Genomic DNA, 23,150 nt, shown 5'->3' with positions numbered 1-23,150 from the left:
TGTCCAGCCGTGATCTCCTTCATCCTCGGCACCACCGCGGAACTGATCAAGATCGCTCCGGTCTTCCACGCGATCGCGGAGCGGGGCACCAAGCCGCAGATCTGGTTCACCGCGCAGCACGTCGACCACGTCGCCGAGACGCTGGACGACCTGCGGTTGCCGGAGCCCGCCGTGTGGCTGGTGCCGAAGGAGCAGGCGGTGCACATCGAGCGCCCGGCGCAGGTCCCGGGCTGGGCCGCCACGGTCCTCCGCAACGCCTGGGGCCGCCGCGCCGAACTCCGCTCGATCCTCACCGACGACGGCCGCCCCCCGCTGGTCATCGTCCACGGCGACACCTTCACCACGCCGTACGGCGCGCTGATCGGCAAGCGCATCCTGAAGGCCCGCGTGGCCCACGTCGAGGCCGGTGCCCGGTCCGGCAGCCTGCTGTCGCCACTGCCGGAGGAACTGAACCGCAAGCTGGCGGCGAAGATCGTCGACCTGCACTTCGCGCCGACGGCGAAGGAGGTCAACAACCTCCGCAACGCGCGCGGCGCGGTCGTGAACACGGGTGCGAACACGGCGATCGACGCGATGCGCCTGGCCATCGACGCGGAGCCGACGTTCGAGTTGCCGGCGGAGTTCGGCCTGGCCACGCTGCACCGGTTCGAGCTGGTGTCGCGGGCGGACAAGTACCGCGAGGCGCTGGAGCTGCTGAAGAAGGCCAGCGAGCGGATGCCGATCCTGTACCTGGCGGGGCCGCCGGAGCAGGACCGGATCAAGCAGTACGGGTTGGGGCACCTGTTCGACGGCGAGCGGTTGATCATCAAGCCGAAGCTGCGGTACCTGGCGTTCCTGCCGATCATGGCGCGGGCGAAGTTCGTGGTGACCGACTCGGGTGGCCTGCAGGCCGAGTGCAACTACCTGGGCGTACCGTGCGCGATCCACCGGGAGCGCACCGAGGACAACCACGGCCCCGGCACCACGCTGCTGCTGACCGGGATGGACGGTGGCAAGCTGCAGGCGTTCTTGGACGACTACGAGTCGTACCGCCTGCCGTCCCGGATGGACCAGTTCCACCCGAGCCGCATCGTCGTGGACACGCTGTCGCAGTTGGGGTACTGCTAGGCGACATAAGCGCTGGTAGGGTACTTGGTGAGGCGATCTTGGGACGTCTCACCCGATCGTGTGAGTCGCAGGATCTGAAACCTCTCGCCGACTCGCGCGTCCCGTGAACGAGGAGCGCGGGACAACGGCAGGCACCGCCCCGGCCCCCGCGGCTGGTGCGGCGGCGGGCTGAGCGGCGGCCGGCACAGCGGCGGCCGGCGCTGCGGTGGTTCGCGCAGCGGCGACGGGCGCGGGTACCCGGCGCTGGCTCGGGCAGGCTGGCGGCGCACCCGGGCAATCCGGCGGCACCCAAGCCCATCCAGCGGCGGGTGCAGGCTGCGGCGAGCCCACGCAGCCCGGCACCCACGCAGGCCGGCACCCACGCAGGCCGGCGGCGGCCCAGGCAAGCCGGCCGCGCCCCGAGGCCACCCGACCCGCCCCGAGGCCACCCGACCCGCCCTGAAGCCACCCGACCCGCCTCGAAGTCAGCCTGCCGCGCCCCGGGGCCAGCCAGCGAAGGCCGGGAGCCAGCCAGCGGTGGTCCGGGCGCGTTCGGCGGTGGCTGGGCGGTGGGGTGTTGGGTGGGTGGGGTGTTGGGTGGGTGGGTCAGGGTTTGATGGTGACCAAACGGGTGAATTCGTTGAGCAGGTCGTAGCCGTCCCAGAGTTCGGAGAAGGTCAGCGCCGAGCCGAACGGGACGATCCGGTCGATGCCGCGCCCCGCCAGCCGCTCGACCAGGTCGCGCAGCTCCGGCTCGGTGAAGCCGAAGACCGACAGCGTCTGGTCCTTGCGCTCCACCATCGGGACCAGGGCGTCCAAGCTCGGCAGCGTCGCCAGCGGGAACGTGCCGGCGCCCAGCCACTCGCGCGGGACGTCCGACGGCGCGGTCAGTTCGACCGTGGCCACCGCGTTGCCGGCGAAGTGGATCGCGCGGGCGTGGCCGTCGGCGGCCACGCCGTACGCCGACACGCGCTTCTGGACGGCCATCGCGGGTTCGACGACAAAACCCTTCGCGGCCACGACTTCGCTCAACAGAGCCAAGAACTCCGCCGAAGCCGCCGACGCGGCCACCTCGTCACCGACCCAGAACAAGGCCCGGGGTGACGCGCAAGCGGCCTGGTCGAACCAATAAGAGTCGTTGTAGAAGCCGACCGCGGCATCCCGGCGCTGCTCCGGTGAAGCCGCCTGCCAGCCGGCCACCGAGACCGCCGCGAAAGACGCCCGGTCGGGGAAGGTCAGGTCCCTGGCGTGCGGTGCGAGGGGGTGGCGGCGGACCTCCGTCACGGCGCGGTCGCCGCCCCAGATGACGCGCAGGTCGCACGCGGCGGACAGGGCCGCGGTCACCGCGTCGTCGCGGTCGTAGGTGACCATCGCCTGGGTCTGGGCCACGGCGGGGTGAGCGTCGGCAAGGGCCTCGTTCAGAGCGTCTACGACCGTAGACGCGGCACCGGCCGAGCGGGGCGAGATGCGGACGACGTTGCGGTTGCCCGCCAACGCCGACAACGCCCACGAGTACACGAAGATCGTGTCCACGTTCGCCGGCGGCACGTGGAAGACCAGACCGCGCGGGAAGCGCAGTGCGTCGGCACGGGTCAGTGACGAGAGGACCTTGGTGATCTCACCGCGTCGCAGGAAGAACCCCAGGGACGCCAGTTCGGGGAACCGGCGAGCCGTGGTCGGGGCCAGCAGCTTGCGCGCGAACGACACCAGGAAGTCGACGATCCGCTCGTCGCCCACCCGCAGCGGTCCATCCGCCACCGGAACCGACAGGTCCCCCAGCAACGCGTCGACGTTCGTGTCCGGACCGGCCGGGAAGCGCCGCCTCATGCCGCCGCCCCCGCGAACGTGTCGGAGCACCCGCGCGCCTCCGCCCGCGGCAACCGCCCCAGCACGGAGAACCGCTTGCCGGGCCAGTCACCGTCGTCGATCCCGTGCACCACCCCGAGGTCCTCGGTCAGCAGCACGTGCCCCGGGTACGACCGCGGCAGCGTCGACACCACCTCGATCACCCCGGGCTCGCCCACCGGCCGCTCCTCCCACGTGTCCGGGTCGCGGATGATCACATCGGCGAAATCGGGGCAGTACAACGAGTTCCCGGACGGACCCTCCAGGAACACGGTGCCGATCTGCTCGATCATCCCGTAGTAGTTGTGGATCCGGGTCAACCCTGTGTCCTCGGCGAACCGCCGCCGGAACTCCGCGTTGTCCACCGCGATGTCGATCAGCTTCTTCCACCCGCCCGAGTGGATCAGGATGCCGTTCGACAGGTCCAGCTTGTGCTCGCGCGCGACCTCATAGAGGTACTGCCACACCATGAAAGTGAACCCGAAGATCAGGAACGGCTCACCGCCGTGCTTCTCCAGGAACCCCTTCACCGCCTCGACGTCCGGCTGGTCGTGCTCGTCCAGCGCGTACACGTGCGACCGCCCGAAGTTCGCCATGCCGAGCACGCCCGCGCCGCGCGCCGAGAACGACCGGCGGTTCTTGATGATGCTGATCGTGTCCACCATCAGCATCGGAAGTCGTTTGCCGCCAAGGACTTCGCGCAACGTCGCACCCAGCTGCCGGGGCTGCACGGCGGCGGCTTCCTTGTCCAGGTAGATCCGCGACGCGCCCGCGCCCGTGGTGCCCGAGGACGTCAGGACCTTGAACACCTCGTCGTCCGGGATGCTCTTGAGGTCGTGCGTCTTGAACATCCGCACCGGCAGCCACGGCAGGTCCGCCACCGACCCGAACGCCGTGGGCGCGCCCAAAGCGGACAGGATCCGGTCGTACTCCGGGGAGTGCGCGCGGTGGTGGGCCGTCAGCTCGGTGAGCTGCGCCAGCAGCGCGGCCTCCTTCTCGGCCTGGGACAAGGCGAACACGCTCATACCCGTTCCTCCAACGACCGGTAGTCGATCTTGCCGCTGGGCAGCAGCGGGAACCCGTCCGCCGGCCGCACGTCGAAGCCGGTCACGTGCAGGTGCAGCGACTCGGCCAGCGCCTTGGCCGCGGCCTTGCAGGTCTCGCGGTCGCCGCCGTCCAGGAACACCACGACCTTGTCGCCCGCGGGCACGGCGGCGGCCGGGCCGAGGTGCTTCACCAGCTGCTCCAGGTCGTCGAGGTTGACCCGGTTGCCGAACACCTTGCCGATCCGCTTGAGCCGCCCGGTGATGAACAGGTAGCCGTCGGCGTCGAGGTACCCGAGGTCGCCGGTGGCCAGCACCCCGCCCAGCGAGTCGCCCTCGACCAGTTCCTCCTCGGCGGACGCGTACCCCATCATCACGTTCGGCCCGCGGTAGACGACCTCCCCGACGACGTCCGGGTCGGTGGTCTCCGCACCGGAGTCCACCCGGATCGCGAACGACCCGCCGGGCAGCGCCGGACCCGCCGACCCCAGCTTCTCCGCCAACCGCTCGGCGGGCACGGTGGCCATCCGCGGCGCGGCCTCGGTCTGCCCGTACATGACGAACATCCGCCCGCCCACGGCACGCATCTTTTCGTCGAACTCGGCCACCAGCTCGGTGCGCAGCTTGCCGCCGGCCTGCGTCAACGTGCGCAGCGACGGGTACTTCGCCGGGTCGAACCGCAGTCGCCGCAGCATCTCGTAGTGGTAGGGCACGCCGGCCAGCGACGTGGCCCCGTAGCGCTCGACGGCGTCCCAGAACGGCCGCGCGACCACGCCGGAGCCCTCCAGCAGCACGGTCGCCCCGCGCACCAGGTGGCTGTTCAGCACGGACATGCCGTAGCTGTAGTGCAGCGGCAGGCTGGTGGGCGCGACCTCGTCGGGCCCGATGCCCAGCACGTCGGCGATGGCGACCGCGTTGGCGTGCAGCGCCTGACGGGACAGCTTCACGAACTTGGGGTTCCCCGTGGACCCGCTGGTGGGCAGCAGCACGGCGAGGTCCGGGTGCGGCGCGACACCTTCCGGCGAGAGACGCACGCCTTCCGCCGAGTAACCGCCCAACGGCTCCGAAAGCGCGCCCAGCACGGCCGCCGGCCGGAACCGCCCGACCAGCTCGGCCAGCACCGCGTGGTCCTGCCCCGGGTCGAGCAGCGCCACCGCGCGCCCGGCCTCCAGCGCCCCCAGGTACCGCAGCACGCTGGGCACGTCCACGCCGACGCGCAGGAACAGCACGCCCGGCGGCAGGTCGCGCAGGAGAACGGCCTCCGCCGCCACCCGAGCGGCCAGGTCCGCCCCGCCGACCAGCTCACCGGTCGCGGCGTCGCGCAGCCGGGCGTCCGGGTGCACCAGGCTCACAGCACCAGACCCCCGTCGATGCCGAGCACCTGCCCGGTCACGAACGACGCCTCGTCGGAGACCAGGAACCGGATCACCGCCGCCACCTCCTCGGGCGTGCCCAGCCGGCCCAGCGCGGTGTCCGCCTGCACCTTGGCCAGCACCTCCTCGGACTGCTCGGCGATGAGGTCGGTGCGGATCACGCCGGGCGCGACCGCGTTGACCCGGATGCCGTGGCGGCCGAGTTCCTTGGCCGCCGACTTCGCCACCGCGGACAGCGCCGCCTTGGACGCCGCGTACACGGTCTGGCCCGCGTTGCCGCGCTCGCCGACGACCGACCCGAGCAGGACGATCGCGCCGGACCGCTTGCGCATCATCACCCGCGCCGCCGCCTGCACGCAGGCCAGAGAGCCGGCGACGTTGGTGGTGAGGGTGCGGCCGATGTGGTCGTCGGTGAGCATGCCGATGAGGCCGCCTTCGAGCACGCCGGCGCTCGCGACCAGCACGTCGATCCGGCCGTGCTCCTTGGCGACCGCCTTGAAGACGTCCTTCACCGCCGCCGAGTCGGTGACGTCGAGGGCCACACCGGACACCTTCGCACCGAGTTCGGCGGCGCGCTTGGCGGCCGTCTCGCCGTCGCGGCCGGTGATGACCACCGTCGCTCCCGCGTCGGCCAGCGCGGCGGCGGTGGCGTGCCCGATGCCGCGCGTGCCGCCGGTGACGACCGCGACCTTCCCGTCGAGGCTACTCACCGACGCCGAAGCCCCGCAGCATGTCGACCGCGACCTTGAAGCTGCTCATGTCGATGACCTGCTCGGTCTCGAACTGGACGTCGAACTCGTCCTCGATCGCCGCGACCAGCGCCATGTGGCCGACCGAGTCCCACGCGTCGATGTCGCGGTACTTGAGGTTCTCGACGTCCACGTCGTCGTCGAGCTGGAGGGCTTCGACGAACACGGTCCGCAGGCGGTTCTCGATCGACATGCTGCTCTCAATCACTCGTCTGGTCAGTGCCCCGACTCGCGGTCCGACCACGCCTTGAGCAGGGCGGACAGCTCGGCGGGCAGGTCGGCCGGGAGGTCGGTGGTCTTCCCCGTGAGGAAACCGGTGAGGGCGGCGATCGATTCCTCGTCGCACCCGCGCCGCTGGAGGCCGATGGTGTTGATGCCGGTGGTGCGGGCCGGGTTGCCGACGGTGATGGTGAACGCGCCGACCTCCTTGCGCACCGCCGAGCCCATGCCGACCATCGCGCCGGGGCCGATGGCGGTGCGCTGGTGCACGACCGTGCCCAGGCCGAGGTTCGCGCCGGACCACACGTGGCAGTGGCCCGCGATCTGCACCGCGCTGGTGACGATGACGCCGTCGTCCAGCCGCACGTCGTGCGCGACGTGGGCGCGGCCCATCAGGTAGCAGTCGTCGCCGATGGCGGTGGCCTCGGTCACGCCCTGGTTGACCGTGACGAACTCGCGGATGCGGTTGCGGTCGCCGATCACCACGCCGGGGCCGGAGACCTCGCCGTCCCAGCCCGCGAGGTGGTCCGCGCCCAGGTACTCGGCGGGGCCGCCGATGCTCACGTGCGGGCCGATGAAGTTGCCGTCGCCGATCCGCGCCGGACCGACGATCACCGTGTAGGGCCCGATGACGTTGTCGTCGCCGAGTTCGACCTCCGCGCCGATGATCGCGGTCGGGTGAATGCGGTTCGCCACCTGTAGTTCCCTGCCCCGTGGATGATGGGTGTCACCCACGTCACCAGCGGTTACGCCGGGCGGGGGCCGGTGCACCACTGTACCGGAGGGGTCCTCAGCGGGGCTTCAGCACGTCGAGGCCGAGGAACGGGCGGATGGCCTCCGGGACGGTGACCGAGCCGTCGGCGTTCTGGTGGTTCTCCAGGATCGCCACGATCCAGCGGGTGGTCGCGAGGGTGCCGTTCAGGGTGGCCGCGATCTGGGGCTTGCCGTTCTCGTCGCGGTAGCGGACGTTGAGGCGGCGGGCCTGGAACGTGGTGCAGTTCGAGGTCGACGTCAGCTCGCGGTAGGCCTGCTGGGTGGGGATCCACGCCTCGCAGTCGAACTTGCGGGCCGCGGAGGTGCCCAGGTCGCCGGCGGCGGTGTCGATGACCCGGTAGGGCACCTCGATCTTGGCCAGCATCTCCTCTTCCCAGGCCAGCAGCCGGGCGTGCTCGGCCTCGGCGTCCTCGGGCCGGACGTAGGAGAACATCTCGACCTTGTTGAACTGGTGCACGCGGATGATGCCGCGGGTGTCCTTGCCGTACGACCCGGCCTCGCGGCGGTAGCACGACGACCAGCCCGCGTACCGCTTCTCGCCGTCCAGGATCTCGTCGGCGTGGTAGCCCGCGAGCGGCACCTCCGACGTGCCGACCAGGTACAGGTCGTCGTCGCGCAGCCGGTAGACCTCGCTGGCGTGGGCGCCCAGGAAGCCGGTGCCGGCCATGATCTCCGGGCGGACCAGGGTGGGCGTGATGGCCAGCGTGAAGCCCGCGCGGGTGGCCTGGGCGACGGCCATGTTCAGCAGCGCCAGCTCCAGCTGGGCCAGCGCGCCGGTGAGGAAGTAGAACCGCGAGCCGGACACCTTCGCGCCGCGCTCCATGTCGATGCCGCCCAGCCGGGTGCCCAGGTCCAGGTGGTCCAGCGGCTCGAAGTCGAACGTGCGGGGCTCGCCGACGTGCTTGAGCACCGCGTAGTCGTCCTCGCCGCCGTGCGGGGCGTCCGGGTGGACCACGTTGGCGATGGCGCGGTGCAGCTCGTCGCGCTCGGCCTCGGCCTGGGACTGCTCGGCCTCGGCGGCCTTGACCTCGGCGGCCAGCTCCTTGCCCTTGGCCAGCAGCGCCTCGCGCTCCTCGCCGCGCGCCTTGCCGACCTGCTTGCCGAACGCCTTCTGCTCGGCGCGCAGCGCGTCGGCGCGGGCGATGGCGGCCCTCCGCCGCTCGTCGGCGGACAGCAGCGCGTCGACCACGGCCTCGTCCTCGCCACGCGCGCGCTGCGACGCGCGGACGGCTTCCGGGTTCTCGCGCAGGGCCTTGAGGTCAATCACGAGGAGAAAGGGTAGCCGGGTGCCGCCGACCGGCTCGAACCGATATCCCGCCGGCCTCGGCCGCCCGGAATTGTCTCCTCCCCCGTGGGACGATCGAGACGGGGGCCGGAGGCCACGCCCGCACCCGTTACCATCGCCGGCATTCCCAGCGCGGCCGTTCGGTGGAGGACCACAAGTGCGCATCGCCGTTGCCTATGACTGTCTGTTCCCGTGGTCGAAGGGCGGCGGGGAGCGGCAGTACCGCCGGTTCGCCGAGGAGTTCGCCGCGGCCGGGCACGAGGTCACCTACCTGACCCGGCGGCAGTGGGACGGCGCGCCGCCCGTGCTGGACGGCATCAAGGTCGTCGAGGTCAGCCACGACGACGGCCTCTACGACGACAACGGCGCCCGCACGCTCGGCCCCGCGATCAAGTACGCCAAGGGCCTGTTCTTCCACTTCCTGCGCAACCGCAAGTCCTACGACGCGGTCCTGGTGTCCGCGCTGCCGTCCACCAACGTGCCGGCGGTGCGGGCCGCCCTGGTGTTCTCCGGGGTCGCGGTGGGCGTGGACTTCCTGGAGGTGTGGCGGCCCGACCAGTGGCGCACGTACGCCGGTCCGGTGATCGGCCGGGTGGCGAGCGCGCTCCAGTGGCTGGCGGCCAAGCTCAGCCCGTTCGCGTCCTGCCACTCGCGGATGAACGCCGGCCGGCTGGAGGCGGGCGGCCTGCGGTCGAAGGCCGTGGTCAGCCCCGGTCTGATCGACCCGCAGGGCGAGGTCGAGCCGAACCTGACCACGACCGGCGCGCCGAACGTCGTGTTCGTGGGCAGGCACATCCCCGACAAGCGGGTCGAGGCGCTGCCGGCGGCGATCGCGGAGGCGCGCAAGACCGTCCCGGACCTGACCGCCACGATCTTCGGCGAGGGGCCGTCGCGGGACGCCGTGCTCGCCGAGATCGAGCGCCTGGGTCTGCAAGACGTCGTGAAGACGCCCGGGTTCGTCAGCCAGGAGGAGCTGGACGAGGGCATCCGGACCGCCGCGGTGCTGGTCAACCCGTCCCAGCGGGAGGGCTACGGCCTGGTCGTGGTCGAGGCGTGCGCGGTCGGGACGCCAGTGGTGCTGGTCGACGCGGACGACAACGCCTCCGTCGAACTGGTCGAGAACGGCGTGAACGGCCGGATCGCGGCGTCCACCTCGCCCGCCGACCTGGGTGGCGCGATCGCCGAGGTGGTGGCCGCGGGTGAACCCCTGCGCAAGACCACGCACGCCTGGTACGCCCAGGTCAGCAAGACCAACACGATCCAGGCCGCGGCCCGCGGCATCCTCGACCGGCTGGTGGCGGCGGCGCGCGAGTAACACCCCGTGACCGGCCTACCATGAGCCGCGTGCCTCTCCACATCGCCGTAGACCTCGTGTTCTTCACCGGCAAGAAGGGCGGCGCGGAAACGTACGTGCGGGGCGTGTTCCCGGCCCTGGCCGCCGCGCACGACGACCTGCGCTTCGTCGGCATCGGCAACCGGGAGCTGGCGGCGAACCCGCCGGACTGGTTCCCGGGCGAGGTGGTGCCGCTGCCGGTGTCCGGGGAGAACCGGGTGCAGTGGGCGCTCGCCGAGGCGTTCGCGGTGGCCGTCAAGGCCCGGTCGATCAAGGCCGACCTGCTGCACTGCCCGGCGAACTTCGGCCCCTCGGTGCGGCTGCTGCCGACACTGGTGTCGGTGCTGGACGTGCTGCCGATCAAGCACCCGGAGTGGGTGCCCGGCGGGCGGGCGAAGGCGGTGCAGCTGCTCAGCCGGGCCAGCGCGCGGGCCGCGACCCGCATCCACACGATCAGCGACGCGTCGGCGGACGACATCGTGGCGCTGCTGGGCCGGTCCCGGTCCGACATCGACATGATCCACCTCGGGGCGGACCAGGTGGAGCAGGGCAAGCGGGTCGAGCGCACCGGCCGCCCGTACGTGCTGACCGGCGGCAACCGGATGCCACACAAGAACCACGGCCGGCTGCTGGAGGCGTGGGCGTCGATCCCCGCGGCCGAGCGGCCGAAGCTGGTCATCACCGGCAGCCACGGCGACGACCCGCTCGCCCCGCTGGTGCGGGACCTGGGCCTGGAGGACGACGTCGACCTCCACGGCTGGGTGACGGCGGACGAGCTGGCCGACCTGTACGAGGGCGCGAGCGCGTACGTGTTCCCCACGCTGTTCGAGGGCTTCGGCCTGCCCGTGGTGGAGGCGATGGCGCGCGGGTGCCCCGTCGTCGGCTCGGACATCCCGGTGCTGCGCGAGGTCGGCGGCGACGACATGGTCTACGTCGACCCGTACGACCCGGCGTCCATCGCGGCCGGCGTGCGCAAGGTGGTCGCCGACCCGGCGCTGCGGGACGCCCTGTCGGCGGCGGGCCTCAAGCGGGCCGCCCAGTTCACCTGGCAGCGCACCGCCGACGCGCACGCCGAGGTGTACCGGAAGATGGTCGCCCAGAAGACGGTCGCACGGTGAGTGCCCGGCGCGAAGGGTTGATCGTCCTCGTCGCCAGCTTCGCCGGGCACGCGGGCAACTACCTGTTCTACCTGGTCGCGGCCCGGATGGTGTCGCCCGGTGAGTTCGCCGCGATCTCGGCGATGATCTCGTTCGGCACGATCGTGCAGATGCCGGTCAACGGCATCCAGGTCGCCACCGCGCGGGACGTCGCCGTGCTGCGGGCGTCCGGCACGCCGGGCGAGCTGTCCGGCTACCTGCGCCGGCTGGGCCGCCGGATGGGCGTGGTGAGCCTGGCCATCGCGATCGCCCTGTCCGGGCTGAGCCCGCTGCTCGCGGAGACCCTGAACATCGGGGCCGCGCAGCCGCTGGTGTTCGCCGCCCTGTGGATGGCGTGGACGGCGTTGCTGCTGGTCGTGACGGGTGTCGCGCAGGGCGCGGAGCGGTTCCGGTACGTGGCGTTCGCGCTGGCCGGGCCGCTGGGCGCGCTGCGACCGCTGCTGCTGCCGGTGTTCGTGCTGATCGCGGGCATGTCCGGGTCGATGCTGGCGATGCTCGCCGCCGCCCTGATCGGCCTGGCCGTGATGCTGCCGCCGGTGATCCGGGACATGCGGGTGACGCCGACCGCGCCGCCACCGATGCCGAGCACGGTCGTGACGATGATCGGCCTGCTGGCGTTCTCGTCGCTGACGAACGTGGACCTGCTGGTCGCGCAGGCCACGCTGCCCGAGATCGAACGCGCCCACTACGCCGGTGCCGTGCTGCTGGGCAAGGTGGCGCTGTTCGCGCCGTCCGCGCTGGCCATGGTGCTGCTGCCGCGCGCGGCGGCGGCGCTGGAGCGCGGCCAGCGGGCGGACGGGCTGGTGCTCAAGACGATGGGCCTGACGGCGGTGAGCGGCCTGGCCGTGGCGCTGGGCCTGTGGCTGGTGCCGACGTCCCTGCTGACCGCGACCTTCGGCCCGGCCTACGGGGCGTCCAAGCCGCTGCTGGCGCCGTTGGCGCTGGTCATGACGGCGGCGGCGGTGCTGTGGGTGCACCTGATGTTCGCCATCGCCAAGAAGAGCAAGCTGATGATCGGCGGCCTGGTCGGGACGGCGCTGGCGCACTGGGTGCTGCTGGCGTTCCTGCACGACTCGGCGTGGCACATCGTCGCGGCCTCGGCGATCGTGATCGGCGCGGCGCTGGCGGCCATCGAGGTGGCGTCCAGCGACGGCGTGGTCCGGATGGCGCTCGCCCACCGCCGCACCACCCGCGAGACCACGGCGGTTTGAACGACGAAGGCGCCCGGTGGAGGACCACCGGGCGCCTTCGTGCTTCGGGTCAGGACGTGGGGCTCGTGGCGAGGATCCACACGTTGCGGCGCCAGCCGGGCAGCCACGCGGCCGCCACCAGCGGGGCCGGGCGGCGCTTGGCCGGCAGCATGCCGGAGATGATGCTGGAACCGGGCATCACCGACTCGTAGGACACCTTCTTGACGTCGAAGCCCTGGTCGGCGAACAGCCGGCGCATCGACGTGCGGGTCCACGGCCGGCGGTGGGTGTAGTCGTTCCACGACCAGCGCTGGGCGTCCGGGGACGACGCGAACACGCGCCCGCCCGGCTTGAGCACCCGGCGCACCTCCTTGACCAGCGACACCGGGTCGAGCAGGTGCTCCAGCACGTCCTTGAGCACGACGCCGTCGAACTCGTGGTCACCGACCGGGAGGTCCTCCTCCAGGTCGGCGAGCCGGACGTCGATCCCCTGCTCCTTGGCCTTGTCGACGGTGGACTGGAAGTTGTCCAGGCCCACGTAGTCCGGGAAGAACTCCGACACCCAGGCCGTCCCGCACCCCACGTCGAGAATGCGCGAACCGGGGCGGAAGTGCCTCACGATGTCGTTGTAATAGCCCGGTTTCGCGTGCCACTCGTGGTAACCCACACTTAACACCATTCTTCGCGACAGGGATGGGGACTAGTCCTCGCCGATCTTGGTGAGGCTCAGGGTGAAGCTGACGCTGATCATCTGGAACCCGGTCACGATGGCGACCATGCCCAGGATCGGCACGCGCACGGTGTCGACCACGTCCAGGGCGCCGAACCCGGCCGCGCCCCACGTCGCCACCGCGCCGATGAAGCACCCGATGCCGACCAGGATCAGCAGGCCGCCGATCCACAGGCCGCGTTCCAGCGACGCCCGCGCGACCCGGCCGATGAGCCGCCCGGACGGCGGCGGCAGCAGCCCCAGGTGGGCGGCGTAGGAGCGGGCGATGACCGCCAGACCGACGCCCTGGAGGCCGACGAACAGCATGGTCGCGAAGCCGAGCATGCTCTGCAGGCCGAACCCGATGCCGCCGACCTCCTGCGGGCCGAACGACAGCCACAGCAGGCCCAGGCAGCCCACGCCCAGCAGCAGCAGCGACGGGTAGTACAGCAGCCAGCGCGGGCTGAACGCGAGCAGGAACCGCAGGTGACGCCACCCGTCGCGCCAGGTCCGCAGGTGCGGGGCGCGGCTGCGGCCGTCGGGGCGCAGGGTGGTGGGCACCTCGGCGATCTTGCGGTGGTTGAGCGAGGCCCGGACCACCATCTCGCTGGCGAACTCCATGCCGGAGGTGCGCAGGCCCAGTTCGAGCATCCGGTCCCGGCGGAAGGCGCGGATGCCGCAGTGGAAGTCGCCTACCGGGATGCGGAAGAACAGCCGGCCGAGCAGCGAGAGGACCGGGTTGCCCAGGTACTTGTGCAGGAACGGCATGGCGCCCGGCGCGATGCCGCCCTTGAACCGGTTGCCCATGACCAGGTCGTTGCCCGCGCGCAGGCCCTCGAGGAACCCGCCGATGTCGTCCAGCGCGTAGCTGTCGTCGGCGTCGGCCATCAGCACGTACGTGCCCTCGGCCGCCTCGATGCCCGCCATCAGCGCGGCGCCGTAGCCGCGGCGCGGCACGTCCACCACGCGCGCCCCGTTGGCCCGGGCGATGTCCTGGGAGCCGTCGGTGGAGCCGTTGTCGGCGACGATGACCTCGCCGACCACGCCCAGCTCCTCCAGCGAGCGCTTGGCCTTGCGGACGCAGACCTCGAGCGTCTCGGCCTCGTTCAGGCACGGCAGGACGATCGACAGCTCGACGACTTCCGTGGGCGTCCCGGACGGCGTCTCCACGGACTGGTTCGACAGAGTCATACCGCGCGTGCTCCCCTATGGTGGGATCTACGATTTGCTCGATCTTGCGCTGTAACCGGTGCGACCGGGCGTCCCCGCCTCCCGGGGCTGAACCGGGAGACCGCGCCAGCGTGGCATAGACTACGCGCCCGTGACGAACCGGCCTTCGGGTGCACGGCTTTGGCTCCTCGCCTTCATCGGATTCTGGCTGCTGCACGCGGGCTGGGCCTTTGCCGCGCCCTTCGACGGACCGCCGGACGAGGAACAACACGCCCTGCGCGCCGCCGCCATCATGAACGGCGACATCTTCTCGCGTGAGGGGAACGGGCAGCTCGTCCCGCAAAGCCTGGACAAGAACAACAAGCTGGAGAACGGCGTACTGCGCCACCGCTCCTGTTTCCCCATGCAGGTCACGGTGCCCGCGAGTTGCACCGAAGAGCCGGGCGGCGATCGGACCCTTGTTGTTCGTTACGTGTCAGAAGCGCGTTTCAACCCTGTTTACTACGCCGTCGTCGGCTGGCCGCTGAAGTTCTGGCCGGAATGGCGCGGCATCATGCTGTCCCGGCTCATCAGCGCCGGTCTGATGGCGGCGATGCTGGCGTGCGCGGTGGTCGGCGCGGTGCGCTGGACGAGGCACCGGGCGCTGCTCGCGGGCATCGTCGTGGCGGTGACCCCGATGACCGCGCACCTGGCGGGGTCGATCAACCCGAACGGCATCGAGATCACCGCCGGGCTGTGCCTGGGCGTGGCCCTGATAGCGCTGCTGCACGAACGCGGGGGCGGGCCGGTGAACAAGGCGGCGGTTGCGCTGGCCGCCGTGTCGTCGGCGGTGATCGTGACGCCCCGGTTCAGCGGGGTGATGTGGCTGTGCGTCATCGCGTTCGCGCTGCTCGTGCCGGTGCGGTGGCAGCGGGTGAAGGAGCTGGTGCGGACCCGGGCCGTGCAGGTGGGCCTGGGCGCGGTCGTGCTGGCCGGCATCGCGTCCGTGCTGTGGACGTTCACGAATGGGACGGCCGAGGTCGCGCCGCCTCGGTACGACTACCAGTACAAGGACGTCCTCAAGGTCGCGCTCCTGGACTTCTGGCCCAACCTGGCCAACCAGATGGTCGGTGTCATGGGCTGGGCCGAGACGCTCATGCCGCGCCTGATCTACGTGGTGTGGTTCGCGGCGCTCGGGGTGCTGATCCTGGGCGGGTTCATCGTCGGTGGCCGGGTCGACCGGTGGCGGATGATCGCCCTGTTCTTCGGCACCTTCACCCCGCTGCTGGCGGCGGAGCTGTACCTGATCAACCAGACGGGCTGGTTCAACCAGGGCCGTTACTTCCTGCCGGGCGCGGTGGTGCTGCCGCTGCTGGGTGCGCACATCCTGGCGAAGAACGCGTTGACGGCGGCCCACTTCCGGTCGGCGACGCGGGTGTTCGCGCTGTTGCTGCTGCCGATCCACCTGGTGTGCGTGGCGTTCACGATGATCCGGTGGCAGTCCGGGCTCGCGATCATGAACCCGTTCAAGGGCAGCTGGGTGCAGCCGTACGGCGGTCACGTGCTCCCGCTGGCGGCGGCCACGCTGGGTGTGATCGTGCTGTTCGCGATGTTCTGGTGGGCGTCGCGGGTGCCGACGGAGCCGGCGGCGGAGGTCGAGGCGGAGCCGGTCTCGGACGACACGACGACGATCGAGGCTGTGCCGCACACGGACAACGGCGAGACCCGGGTCCCGGAGACCGCCCGCCAGTAGGCGCGGGGTGCCGGGGAGGGCTGGAGCAGGGGCGTGCAGGCCTCGGAGCGGCCGGCCTTGGGCGGGCCTGCGCAGGCGGGGCTGCTCGGTCGCGTGCCCTGGGCGGGTGTCTGGGTGGGGTGGGCTGAGGGTTTGGGTGGTTGGGTCGCGTTGGACATCCCCACCCACCACCCCCGCCAGGCCACCCTGGCACAAGCCAGGCGCTGCGCGCCAAGCGCGCTTCGCGCGCTGACCCGAGCGCTGCGCGCTCGGGTCGCACGACCCCGGCGGAGCCGGGCCGTGCCGGCCGCCGCAGGCGGGTGCTCTTGGTGGCTTTTGCTGGGGTGGCTTGGCGGGGGTGGTGGGTGGGGATGCCCAACGCGACCCAACCACCCAACGCCACCACCCACTCCACCCGCTCGACTCCACCCGCTCCACCCCACACGCCCCACATGCCCCACAAGCCCCACACGCGCCGCCCCAGGACCGACCCAGGGCCGACCCGCCGCTCACCTCACGCCCGTCGCGCCCAGCACACACAAAACGGCCGGTGGTCCCCAGGACCACCGGCCGTTCCATCACCACTACCGACTCAATGCCGGACTCAACGCTCGCCTCACTGCCGGGCCTTCCGCAGCCGAGCCGCCGTAGCCCGCCCCAAGTGGTTGATCGCCGACCCGAAACTCGGCTCCCGCACCGACAGCGGGTCCCGCAGCTCCTGCTCCAACCGCGCGTTCGCGTCCCGCAGGTGGTCGGTCTCCCTACGCAGGTGCTCGACCTCGCCCCTCAGGGCCGCGATCTCGTGCCGCTGGGCCGCGATGGTCTCCGCCAGTCGATCGGCATCGTCCGCGTGCGCCACAGCCTCGTACTGCATCTCCAGCACGCGCGTGTAGAGCGCGACCCGGTTGTTCTCCAGCTTCGCGATCAGCTCCGACGACGTGTACGGCTTGAGGTCCTTGCGGATCTTCGCCGCCCCGGGGGCGTCCGCGCGCATCAGCAGGCCGAACCCGTACACCGCGGGCACGACCTCGAAGCGCCAGTCGCCCTCCTCCTCGGCGATCGCGTCCTCGACGGCGGTCAGCACGCCGTTGCGCTCGCCGCCCGCCTTCTCCGCCCAGGTGAACGCGCCCAGGCCGACGAGTCCCGCCGGGGTGAGGCCGTCGTGGCTGATGGTGGGGCCGTCGGACGACGACTCGTGCTTGTCCTCGCCTCTCAGCGGGGACGGTTCGTAGTACAGGTCGCGGCGCGCGCACGGCCACAGGACGTCGTGCATCGCGATGACCGCGTCCGGCACGTTGCGCATGATCCAGCCGATCTCGGCGCGTACCACGGCGTAGTTGTGGTCGCCGTCGAGCACGTACAGCTGGGCGTGCGGCAGCTCCGCCAGGACCTCCGGCGACCGCTTCTCCACCAGGTGCAGCTTGTCGTTGCCCGACAGGGTGGCGCGCAGCTCGTCGGTCGGGTGCGGGTCGACGCAGTGGACCGCGGACGCGCCCAGGTCGGTGTAGATCGAGCTGACCTGGCCCGACTCGACACCGACCTCGACGACCGTCTCGATCTCGCGGTGCGCGAACACGACGGCGAACAGCTCGCGGAACGTCGACATCGAGTGCAGCAGCAACGGCTGTTTGCGAGCCGCACGCGCTTGGGAGTGCGGGTCTTCCCGGCTGCCGATAATGTCCACGAGCAGGCTCATCAACTGCCTCCCAGTTTGCGGATGGCGACACGCGCCGCCCCGGCCGCCACACCCGTGGCGCCGTGGGCACGGTACTCCTCCCGCAAACGCCCCGTAATACGCGCGATCCGGTTGGCGGGCGGCATTTTCGGCGCCAGGTTCGACAGCGACTGCGGCAGCATCGAGAACGCCACGGTGACCGTGCCCGAGGACACCAGGCCACCGGCGCGCGAGGCCAGCGGCAGCCAGATCGCGGCGTGCGGCGAGTCGAACTCGACCAGGTTGCCGCCCAGCCAGCGGCACTCGGCGAAGGTCAGGCCGGCGAAGTCCTCCGGCGTCTCCCAGCGCAGCGGCTCCTCGCGGTGGCGGCCGTTCGCGATGACCCGCGCCTCGATCCAGTCGACGCGGACCACGGCGGGCCGGCCGGGGATCGCCAGCGACACGTCGACGGTGTCGTGGTGCTCGAACCGCAGGCGCGCGAACGACAGGCCGTTGTGGTTGATGCGGACCCGCTTGCGGCCCGCGTCGCGCCAGCGGTCGTCGACGGTGCGGTAGCGCAGGCGGGTCTCGAACGGCTCGCCGGAGGACTCGAACACGTCCCGGCTCACGGCGCCCAGGTTGAGCGCGCGGCTGGCCGCGGCGAGACCGGTGTCCGACGCCGCCAGCAGGGCGGGCCAGAACGAGTCGCGCATGTGCAGGTCTTCCAGGTCGGCCGGCGACAGGTACGGGATCGCGGCCCGCAGGTCCTCGGGGACGACCATGGTGACCACGGACGAGCCGAAGTTGTCCTCGTGCGCCCAGTTGCCGAACACCGAGGCCTCCTCGGCGGTCGGCGCCTTCAGGGCGGACACCAGGATGTTGGCCAGGCGGTCCTTGGCGGCCGGCTCGCTGACCAGCTCCGGCCAGCCTGGGTTGGTGCGCACGTAGCGGTTCCACTGGCGCTGGAACGCGAGGATGCCCTCCTGCGCGGCCAGGCGCTCGGTGTTCTGGGTCTGCGACTCCGAGACGCGGCCCAGGACGGGCTGGCTGTCCTCGGTGAAGCCGATCAGGGAGCCGCACAGCGCGTTGACGCACTGCTCCAGCACCTCGGGGCTGCGCACGATGGTCGACGCGACGTCGACCGGGTGGCCGGCCTGCGCCAGGTAGCCCTCGGCGCGCAGGCCCGCCAGGTAGGTGCGCACGGACCGGTCGTCGGTGGCCAGGTACAGGCCCGCCGGGCGCAGGTCGATCTCGGCGATGCGCAGCGCCTTGGCCAGCTGGAGCTGGATGGTGCCGCCCCAGCCCAGGTCGACCAGGGTGAGGTCGTCGCCGTCGAGGGCGCCGGTGGTGCGCAGGTAGCGGATGAGCCGCTCGCGGGCCGCGGTGAAGGTGGCCTTGAGGCGGTTCTGGATGTGCGGGGTCTCGGTGAGCGCGATCGCGACCCGCTCGGCGATGCCGCCGTTGTCGACGATCGTGTCCAGGTCGTTGGCCAGGCTCGGGACCTCGCCGGAGCGCAGCGTCAGCACGGACAGCAGCTGCCGCACGGACAGGTGGTAGCTGCGGCGGATGAACTCGTGGACCGAGTCGGTGTCGAAGTGCTCCAGCGCGGCCAGCGAGGTGACGTGGCGGGACAGCCAGATCGGCTTGGCCTCGACGTCCCAGCCGCGCACCTGGGCGGCGTTGTTGACCAGCTTGGACAGCAGTTCGCCCTCGCGCATCGGGCACCACAGCACCCGCGTGCCGGTCTGGTGCGCCCGCCACGCGACCCATTCGGCGAACCCGGTCAGCACCGGCCCGAGGACGGCCGCGCCGAACCGGAACGCGGTGTCGCGCCCGGACCCGCTGTCCGCCGCCGCGGTCGCGAGGGTCTTGGCGCGCAGGCTGGTGATGCCGAAGTCGCCGTGCGTGGTGTGCAGGTTCTCGGCGTAGGGGCCGAACGGGTGCAGCGACTCGTTCTCCCGCTCCAGCACGACGGCGTAGGGCTCGTCGAGGCGGCGGAAGTGGACGGTGCGCAGGCCCAGCTCGGTGGGCACCTCGTAGTCGGCCACCTCGTTGTCGCCCACGTGCAGGACCTGCTCGGGGCTGAGGTTGAGCTGCTTGAGGACGATCTCGAACAGCCCGTTGGCCTTGTCCAGGCCGTGCTGGTGGGACCGGAAGACCTGGGCGTCCTTCAAGCCGTCCAGCTCGGGCCGGTCGAGCAGGTAGGACAGGTGCTCGGCGGTGAAGTAGGTGTCCGAGACCAGGATGATCGGCACGTCGTGCTTGCGGGCCTGGGCGATGACGCCCGCGATGTCCAGGTCGACGACGGTGAACTCGCGCTCGACCTCGATCTCGGCCTGGACCAGCTCTTCGAGCAGCGCCTTGTCGAACACGTCCGTCGGCATGGCGCGCCAGATGTCGAACAGCGACACCTCGGTGCCCAGGGCGTCGCGGCCGTGCCGGGACTTCTCCTCGGCGGTGTGCCGCATGCGCCGGAAGGTGGCGTCGGTGACCCAGTCCGGGCAGAGGCCCGCGGCGCGCAGCCGGGCCCCGAGGATGCCGAACACGTCGGCCGGACGGGGTACCCGACGCCAGAGCACGGTGTCGAAGATGTCCAGCGAGAGAACCTCGCACGACCGGTCGGCGATCATCCGGTGGACGTCTTCGAGCAGAGCGTGTCGACTGGTGTCCGCGACCTCGGTCATCGCGGTGACCCCCCTATCTTCCCTGGTCCGGTGCGGAGAGGCAGGTGTTGCGCTGCCAAGCGCGAGCCGCCGGGGGACGCGGTCGCCCTCCGGCGCGCCCACCATACCCGGACGGGGGAAACGAACCGCCTGCCGACTGTCGAGCGGACTCCGAGGGGCGGTTTCTGTCGGTGCCACGTGGGACGATCGAGACGGGGGCCGGAGGCCACGCCCGGGACAGGAGCGCGGGCCTGAGCGCCGGACCTAGGCCGTGGCTGCGACGGCTGGAACTGCGGTGGGCGGCTCGGCGGTGGCGGCTCGGCGGTGGCGGCTCGGCGGTGGCGGCTCGGGGGCGGCGGGGTTCGCCGGGGCTGGGTCAGTTGGTCGGGTGGCGGATCGCGGGTGGGCTTTGCCGCCGGTGGGTGTCCACCCGCCCACCCCCTCCCAGGCCACCCCGCAAAGCCCCAACTGCACCCGCCTTCGGCGGGGCCGCCTGCGGCGGCAAAGGCCGGACGCCGGAGCGTGTGCCGCGCCGGAAAGCCGCCCGAAAGCACACCGGGCAGCGCTCCGACTCGCGGAGTGCTGCCCGGCGGGCCCGAACGGTCAGGAGATGGCGACCGCCACCACCAGGCCCAGGGCGAAGTGGGCGCTGGCCACGACCGCGCTGGCCGGCGCGAAGCGCTCCGACTCGATCAGCGAACCGATGTCCAGCCGGGTCACCCACTCCAGCAGGCGCACCGCGAGCACCTGCACCACGATCCCGACCAGGCCGTAGATCAGGGCCGACAGCAGCCCCTCGTCCAGCTTGCCCTCGGAGCTGTAGATCGCCACCACCACGATCAGCGCCATGCTGACCAGGCCCGCCGCCGTCACGATGACCGCGTTCGGGGCGCCCGTGCGCACCAGGGTCGACAGCTTGCCGGGCGTCGTCCAGTCGATGGCGTAGAAGCCGAAGACCATCAGCGCGAGGCCGACGACCGCGTACAGGGCGATCGCGCCGATGCCCCGGCCGATCGCGGAGCCGAAGCCCGGGTCCAACGCGAGTTCGCTGATCACTGCCACTCCATTCATTCGACAATCCGATGCGGGACGAACGCCGCGCCATCGTCGGTCACCAGGCCGACCGTCTCGCGGATGCCGAGCCCGGCCGCCGTGTCGCCGACGACCCACGCGCCCAGCGCGGGGCGGTAGCCGTCGAACTCGGGCAGCGGGTCGAACGCCTGGTAGACGAACCCTTCCTTGCCGTACACGCCGCCGGTCATGGTCTCGTAGCCCGGCGCCACGATCTGGATGTTCGCGCCCTCCCGACCCAACCGGGGCTTGCGCACGTACTCCGTGAGGACGCTGGGTTCGTCGAGGAACGCGGGGAGGAGGTTCGGGTGGCCGGGGTACATCTCCCACAGCACCGCGAGCAGCGCCTTGTTGGAGAGCAGCATCTTCCACAGCGGCTCGATCCACAGGGTGCCCGGCAGGCTCTCCACCGCGAAGCGGCCGAACTGCTCGTCGACCACCCACTCCCACGGGTACAGCTTCACGACCGTGCCCATCGGGGCCTCTTCGAGGTCGACGAACCGGTTGAGCAGCGAGTCCCAGCCGATCTCCTCGATGGCCAGGCCCACGGTGTTCATGCCCGCCTCGGCCGCGGTCTCCTGGAGGTAGGCGACCGTCACGTGGTCCTCACCGGACGGGTCGGCCCCGGACCAGGTGAAGTGGACCTCGTTGGACGGCAGCTTCGCCCCGATCTCGGCCCACCGCTCGACCAGCTTCTCGTGGATGGAGTTCCACTGGTCGTCGTCGGGGTGCACGTCGGTCTTCCAGTTCCACTGGACGACCGAGGCCTCCAGCAGGGACGTCGGCGTGTCGGCGTTGTACTCCAGCAGCTTGGCCGGGCCGCGGCCGTCGTAGCGCAGGTCGAACCGGCCGTAGACGTGCGGGTCGCGGCGCTTCCACGACTCGGCGATCGCGGGCCAGGTCCACTCGGGGATGCCGAAGTCCCGGAACCGCTCGGTCAGCACGACGTTGTCCACGGCTTCGAGGCACATGCTGTGCAGCAGCTCGACGTCCGCCTCCAGCGACAGGACGTCGCTCATGTCGAAGACGTAGTGCGCCGACTCGTCCCAGTACGGGCGCGGGCTGCCGTCGGCCGCGCGGGCGGGTGCGCCGAAGACGAGGCCCTGCTCGGACACGGTGCGCTGCCAGTTCGGCCGGGGCGCGGAGGTCTCCCGGCGCACTCAGCTGCCCCCGCTCTTGCTGCCGCCGGAGACGCCGAACCCGCCGCGCTGGATCGTCGTGCCGGACTTGGTCGTGACGTTCGCGCCCTTGGGGATCGTGTAGCTGCCGCCGCTGACCTTCTGGCCGACCGGGACGCTCGTGCCGCCGTAGTAGTAGCGGTAGGAGCTGCCGCCGATGTAGATGAAGCCGTTGCTGTGGTAGCCGCCGTGGGTGCGGGCGTAGTTCTCGTCGCAGTACTGGTCCTCGACGACCACGTCGTCGCGGACGCACTGCGCCTCGACCTCGTCCGGGCTGGCCACGGCGTACCAGATGGCCACCACGCCGACCACGCCCACGGCCACGCCACCGCCGATGAGCAGCCGCTTGCGCCGCTTGCGGCGGCGGGCCTCCTCGGCCGCGGCGGCTTCGGCGGCCTCGCGCTGCTGCTTGGCGGCCTGCTGGCGGGCGCGCTGCTCGGCCACCGACGGCGGCCGGGGCTGTGTGACGCCGGGCTGCTGCTGCCGGATCTCGCCGCGCTTGACCGGCTTGCCGCCCTGCGGACCGCCAGACCCCTGCGGACCACCGGGTCCCTGGGGACCGCCCTGGCCTGGCTGGGGCGCGCTCTGCGCGAAGCCCGGCTGCCCCGGCTGGCCCTGACCACCCTGAGCCGGACCGCCCTGGCCCGGCAGGGGTTGTGTCGGCTGCGGCCCGCTCGGCGCGAAGCCCGGCTGCCCGGGTTGCGCCGGGTGCGCGCCACCGGGTTGTCCGGGCGCGGGCTGTCCGGGCGCAGGCGGCTGCCCGCCCTGAGGCGCCGGCGGCGGCACGTAGGGCGGTGGGTTCGCGGGCCCGCCGGCCTGCGGCGTCGTCTCGTCGTTACGGTCGTTCTCAGTCATCAGCCACTCCCGGCGGGGACGGTACAGAGATCGGCCGCCGAATGGGTGACGAGTGTCCCAAAAGCAACACAGTCCACCCGCCCGG

Annotated in this window: 19 protein-coding genes; 5 read left to right on the top strand and 14 right to left on the bottom strand. The window is 71.6% G+C overall.

Annotated features, from left to right (window positions below; translation table 11 throughout):
* Positions 1-9 precede the first annotated feature (9 nt).
* On the top strand, positions 10-1,107 hold the full coding sequence (locus RIN75_RS02965) for a UDP-N-acetylglucosamine 2-epimerase (RefSeq protein ID WP_309110164.1): 1,098 nt from the start codon (positions 10-12) through the stop codon (positions 1,105-1,107).
* Between the two features lie 585 nt (positions 1,108-1,692).
* Here the strand turns inward: RIN75_RS02965 and RIN75_RS02960 are convergent.
* The 7 genes from RIN75_RS02960 to serS all read right to left on the bottom strand — a co-directional run bounded on the left by RIN75_RS02960 (position 1,693) and on the right by serS (position 8,356).
* A complete protein-coding gene (locus tag RIN75_RS02960; protein WP_309110163.1) occupies positions 1,693-2,913 on the bottom strand; it encodes an acyl-CoA reductase in 1,221 nt (406 codons plus the stop codon).
* Positions 2,910-3,956 carry an acyl-protein synthetase gene (locus RIN75_RS02955; protein ID WP_309110162.1) on the bottom strand — a complete coding sequence of 349 codons (1,047 nt, stop codon included), beginning with the start codon at positions 3,954-3,956 and terminating at the stop codon, positions 2,910-2,912. Before RIN75_RS02955 ends, RIN75_RS02960 begins: the two co-directional genes overlap by 4 nt.
* Positions 3,953-5,326 (bottom strand): AMP-binding protein, encoded by a 1,374-nt coding sequence (locus tag RIN75_RS02950; protein ID WP_309110161.1) that lies wholly within the window; start codon positions 5,324-5,326, stop codon positions 3,953-3,955. Before RIN75_RS02950 ends, RIN75_RS02955 begins: the two co-directional genes overlap by 4 nt.
* Positions 5,323-6,057: a glucose 1-dehydrogenase gene (locus tag RIN75_RS02945; protein ID WP_309110160.1), complete on the bottom strand. Its 735-nt coding sequence runs from the start codon at positions 6,055-6,057 to the stop codon at positions 5,323-5,325. Before RIN75_RS02945 ends, RIN75_RS02950 begins: the two co-directional genes overlap by 4 nt.
* Positions 6,050-6,289, bottom strand: coding sequence for an acyl carrier protein (locus RIN75_RS02940; protein ID WP_309110159.1), 240 nt, complete (start codon positions 6,287-6,289; stop codon positions 6,050-6,052). Before RIN75_RS02940 ends, RIN75_RS02945 begins: the two co-directional genes overlap by 8 nt.
* A gap of 23 nt (positions 6,290-6,312) precedes the next feature.
* Entirely contained in the window at positions 6,313-7,011 is a 699-nt protein-coding gene (locus RIN75_RS02935) for a UDP-N-acetylglucosamine acyltransferase (RefSeq protein ID WP_309110158.1), read from the bottom strand.
* Positions 7,012-7,105: 94 nt separating this feature from the next.
* The gene (serS, locus tag RIN75_RS02930) at positions 7,106-8,356 is read right to left on the bottom strand and encodes a serine--tRNA ligase (protein WP_309110157.1); all 1,251 of its coding nucleotides are present in this window, start codon (positions 8,354-8,356) and stop codon (positions 7,106-7,108) included.
* A 175-nt stretch (positions 8,357-8,531) separates the two neighbouring features.
* Here serS and RIN75_RS02925 point away from each other — a divergent pair, with 175 nt between their 5' ends.
* The 3 genes from RIN75_RS02925 to RIN75_RS02915 are packed head-to-tail and all read left to right on the top strand — an operon-like array spanning position 8,532 to position 12,075.
* Entirely contained in the window at positions 8,532-9,689 is a 1,158-nt protein-coding gene (locus tag RIN75_RS02925) for a glycosyltransferase (protein WP_309110156.1), read from the top strand.
* Positions 9,690-9,718: 29 nt separating this feature from the next.
* The gene (locus RIN75_RS02920; RefSeq protein ID WP_309110155.1) at positions 9,719-10,825 is read left to right on the top strand and encodes a glycosyltransferase family 1 protein; all 1,107 of its coding nucleotides are present in this window, start codon (positions 9,719-9,721) and stop codon (positions 10,823-10,825) included.
* Positions 10,822-12,075: a hypothetical protein gene (locus RIN75_RS02915; protein WP_309110154.1), complete on the top strand. Its 1,254-nt coding sequence runs from the start codon at positions 10,822-10,824 to the stop codon at positions 12,073-12,075. The genes RIN75_RS02920 and RIN75_RS02915 overlap by 4 nt, the downstream gene beginning before the upstream one ends.
* 49 nt (positions 12,076-12,124) lie before the next feature.
* Here the strand turns inward: RIN75_RS02915 and RIN75_RS02910 are convergent, their stop codons facing one another.
* Together RIN75_RS02910 and RIN75_RS02905 are read right to left on the bottom strand one after the other, a co-directional pair.
* A complete protein-coding gene (locus RIN75_RS02910; RefSeq protein ID WP_309110153.1) occupies positions 12,125-12,733 on the bottom strand; it encodes a class I SAM-dependent methyltransferase in 609 nt (202 codons plus the stop codon).
* 21 nt (positions 12,734-12,754) lie between these two features.
* Positions 12,755-13,954 (bottom strand): glycosyltransferase family 2 protein, encoded by a 1,200-nt coding sequence (locus RIN75_RS02905; RefSeq protein WP_309110152.1) that lies wholly within the window; start codon positions 13,952-13,954, stop codon positions 12,755-12,757.
* 130 nt (positions 13,955-14,084) lie between these two features.
* On the opposite strand from RIN75_RS02905, the gene RIN75_RS02900 reads away from it, so the two are divergent.
* Positions 14,085-15,665: a DUF2142 domain-containing protein gene (locus tag RIN75_RS02900; protein WP_309110151.1), complete on the top strand. Its 1,581-nt coding sequence runs from the start codon at positions 14,085-14,087 to the stop codon at positions 15,663-15,665.
* 595 nt (positions 15,666-16,260) lie between these two features.
* Here RIN75_RS02900 and RIN75_RS02895 read toward each other — a convergent pair.
* The 5 genes from RIN75_RS02895 to RIN75_RS02875 form a co-directional block, all read right to left on the bottom strand.
* A complete protein-coding gene (locus tag RIN75_RS02895; protein ID WP_309110150.1) occupies positions 16,261-17,340 on the bottom strand; it encodes a class I SAM-dependent methyltransferase in 1,080 nt (359 codons plus the stop codon).
* Positions 17,340-19,982, bottom strand: coding sequence for an HAD family hydrolase (locus tag RIN75_RS02890; RefSeq protein ID WP_309110149.1), 2,643 nt, complete (start codon positions 19,980-19,982; stop codon positions 17,340-17,342). Before RIN75_RS02890 ends, RIN75_RS02895 begins: the two co-directional genes overlap by 1 nt.
* A 582-nt stretch (positions 19,983-20,564) precedes the next feature.
* Complete coding sequence (locus RIN75_RS02885; RefSeq protein ID WP_309110148.1) at positions 20,565-21,017, bottom strand: DUF350 domain-containing protein; 453 nt, start codon at positions 21,015-21,017, stop codon at positions 20,565-20,567.
* An 11-nt stretch (positions 21,018-21,028) separates the two neighbouring features.
* A complete protein-coding gene (locus tag RIN75_RS02880) occupies positions 21,029-22,192 on the bottom strand; it encodes a glutathionylspermidine synthase family protein (RefSeq protein ID WP_309110147.1) in 1,164 nt (387 codons plus the stop codon).
* Entirely contained in the window at positions 22,193-23,065 is an 873-nt protein-coding gene (locus tag RIN75_RS02875; RefSeq protein WP_309110146.1) for a hypothetical protein, read from the bottom strand.
* Positions 23,066-23,150 lie beyond the last annotated feature (85 nt).

It is taken from the genome of Saccharothrix sp., assembly GCF_031180885.1.
In the GTDB taxonomy this organism is placed as follows: domain Bacteria; phylum Actinomycetota; class Actinomycetes; order Mycobacteriales; family Pseudonocardiaceae; genus Actinosynnema.
Note: the sequence above shows the minus strand (reverse complement) of the source record. Positions and strands in the feature narration are given on the sequence as shown.

Excerpts from the sequence above, each read along its gene's own strand:
- RIN75_RS02960 (WP_309110163.1), bottom strand. The coding sequence starts at position 2,913 with ATGAGGCGGCGCTTCCCGGCCGGTCCGGACACGAACGTCGACGCGTTG.
- RIN75_RS02955 (WP_309110162.1), bottom strand. The coding sequence starts at position 3,956 with ATGAGCGTGTTCGCCTTGTCCCAGGCCGAGAAGGAGGCCGCGCTGCTG.
- RIN75_RS02940 (WP_309110159.1), bottom strand. The coding sequence starts at position 6,289 with ATGTCGATCGAGAACCGCCTGCGGACCGTGTTCGTCGAAGCCCTCCAG.
- RIN75_RS02910 (WP_309110153.1), bottom strand. The coding sequence starts at position 12,733 with ATGGTGTTAAGTGTGGGTTACCACGAGTGGCACGCGAAACCGGGCTAT.
- RIN75_RS02905 (WP_309110152.1), bottom strand. The coding sequence starts at position 13,954 with ATGACTCTGTCGAACCAGTCCGTGGAGACGCCGTCCGGGACGCCCACG.
- RIN75_RS02895 (WP_309110150.1), bottom strand. The coding sequence starts at position 17,340 with ATGAGCCTGCTCGTGGACATTATCGGCAGCCGGGAAGACCCGCACTCC.
- RIN75_RS02890 (WP_309110149.1), bottom strand. The coding sequence starts at position 19,982 with ATGACCGAGGTCGCGGACACCAGTCGACACGCTCTGCTCGAAGACGTC.
- RIN75_RS02875 (WP_309110146.1), bottom strand. The coding sequence starts at position 23,065 with ATGACTGAGAACGACCGTAACGACGAGACGACGCCGCAGGCCGGCGGG.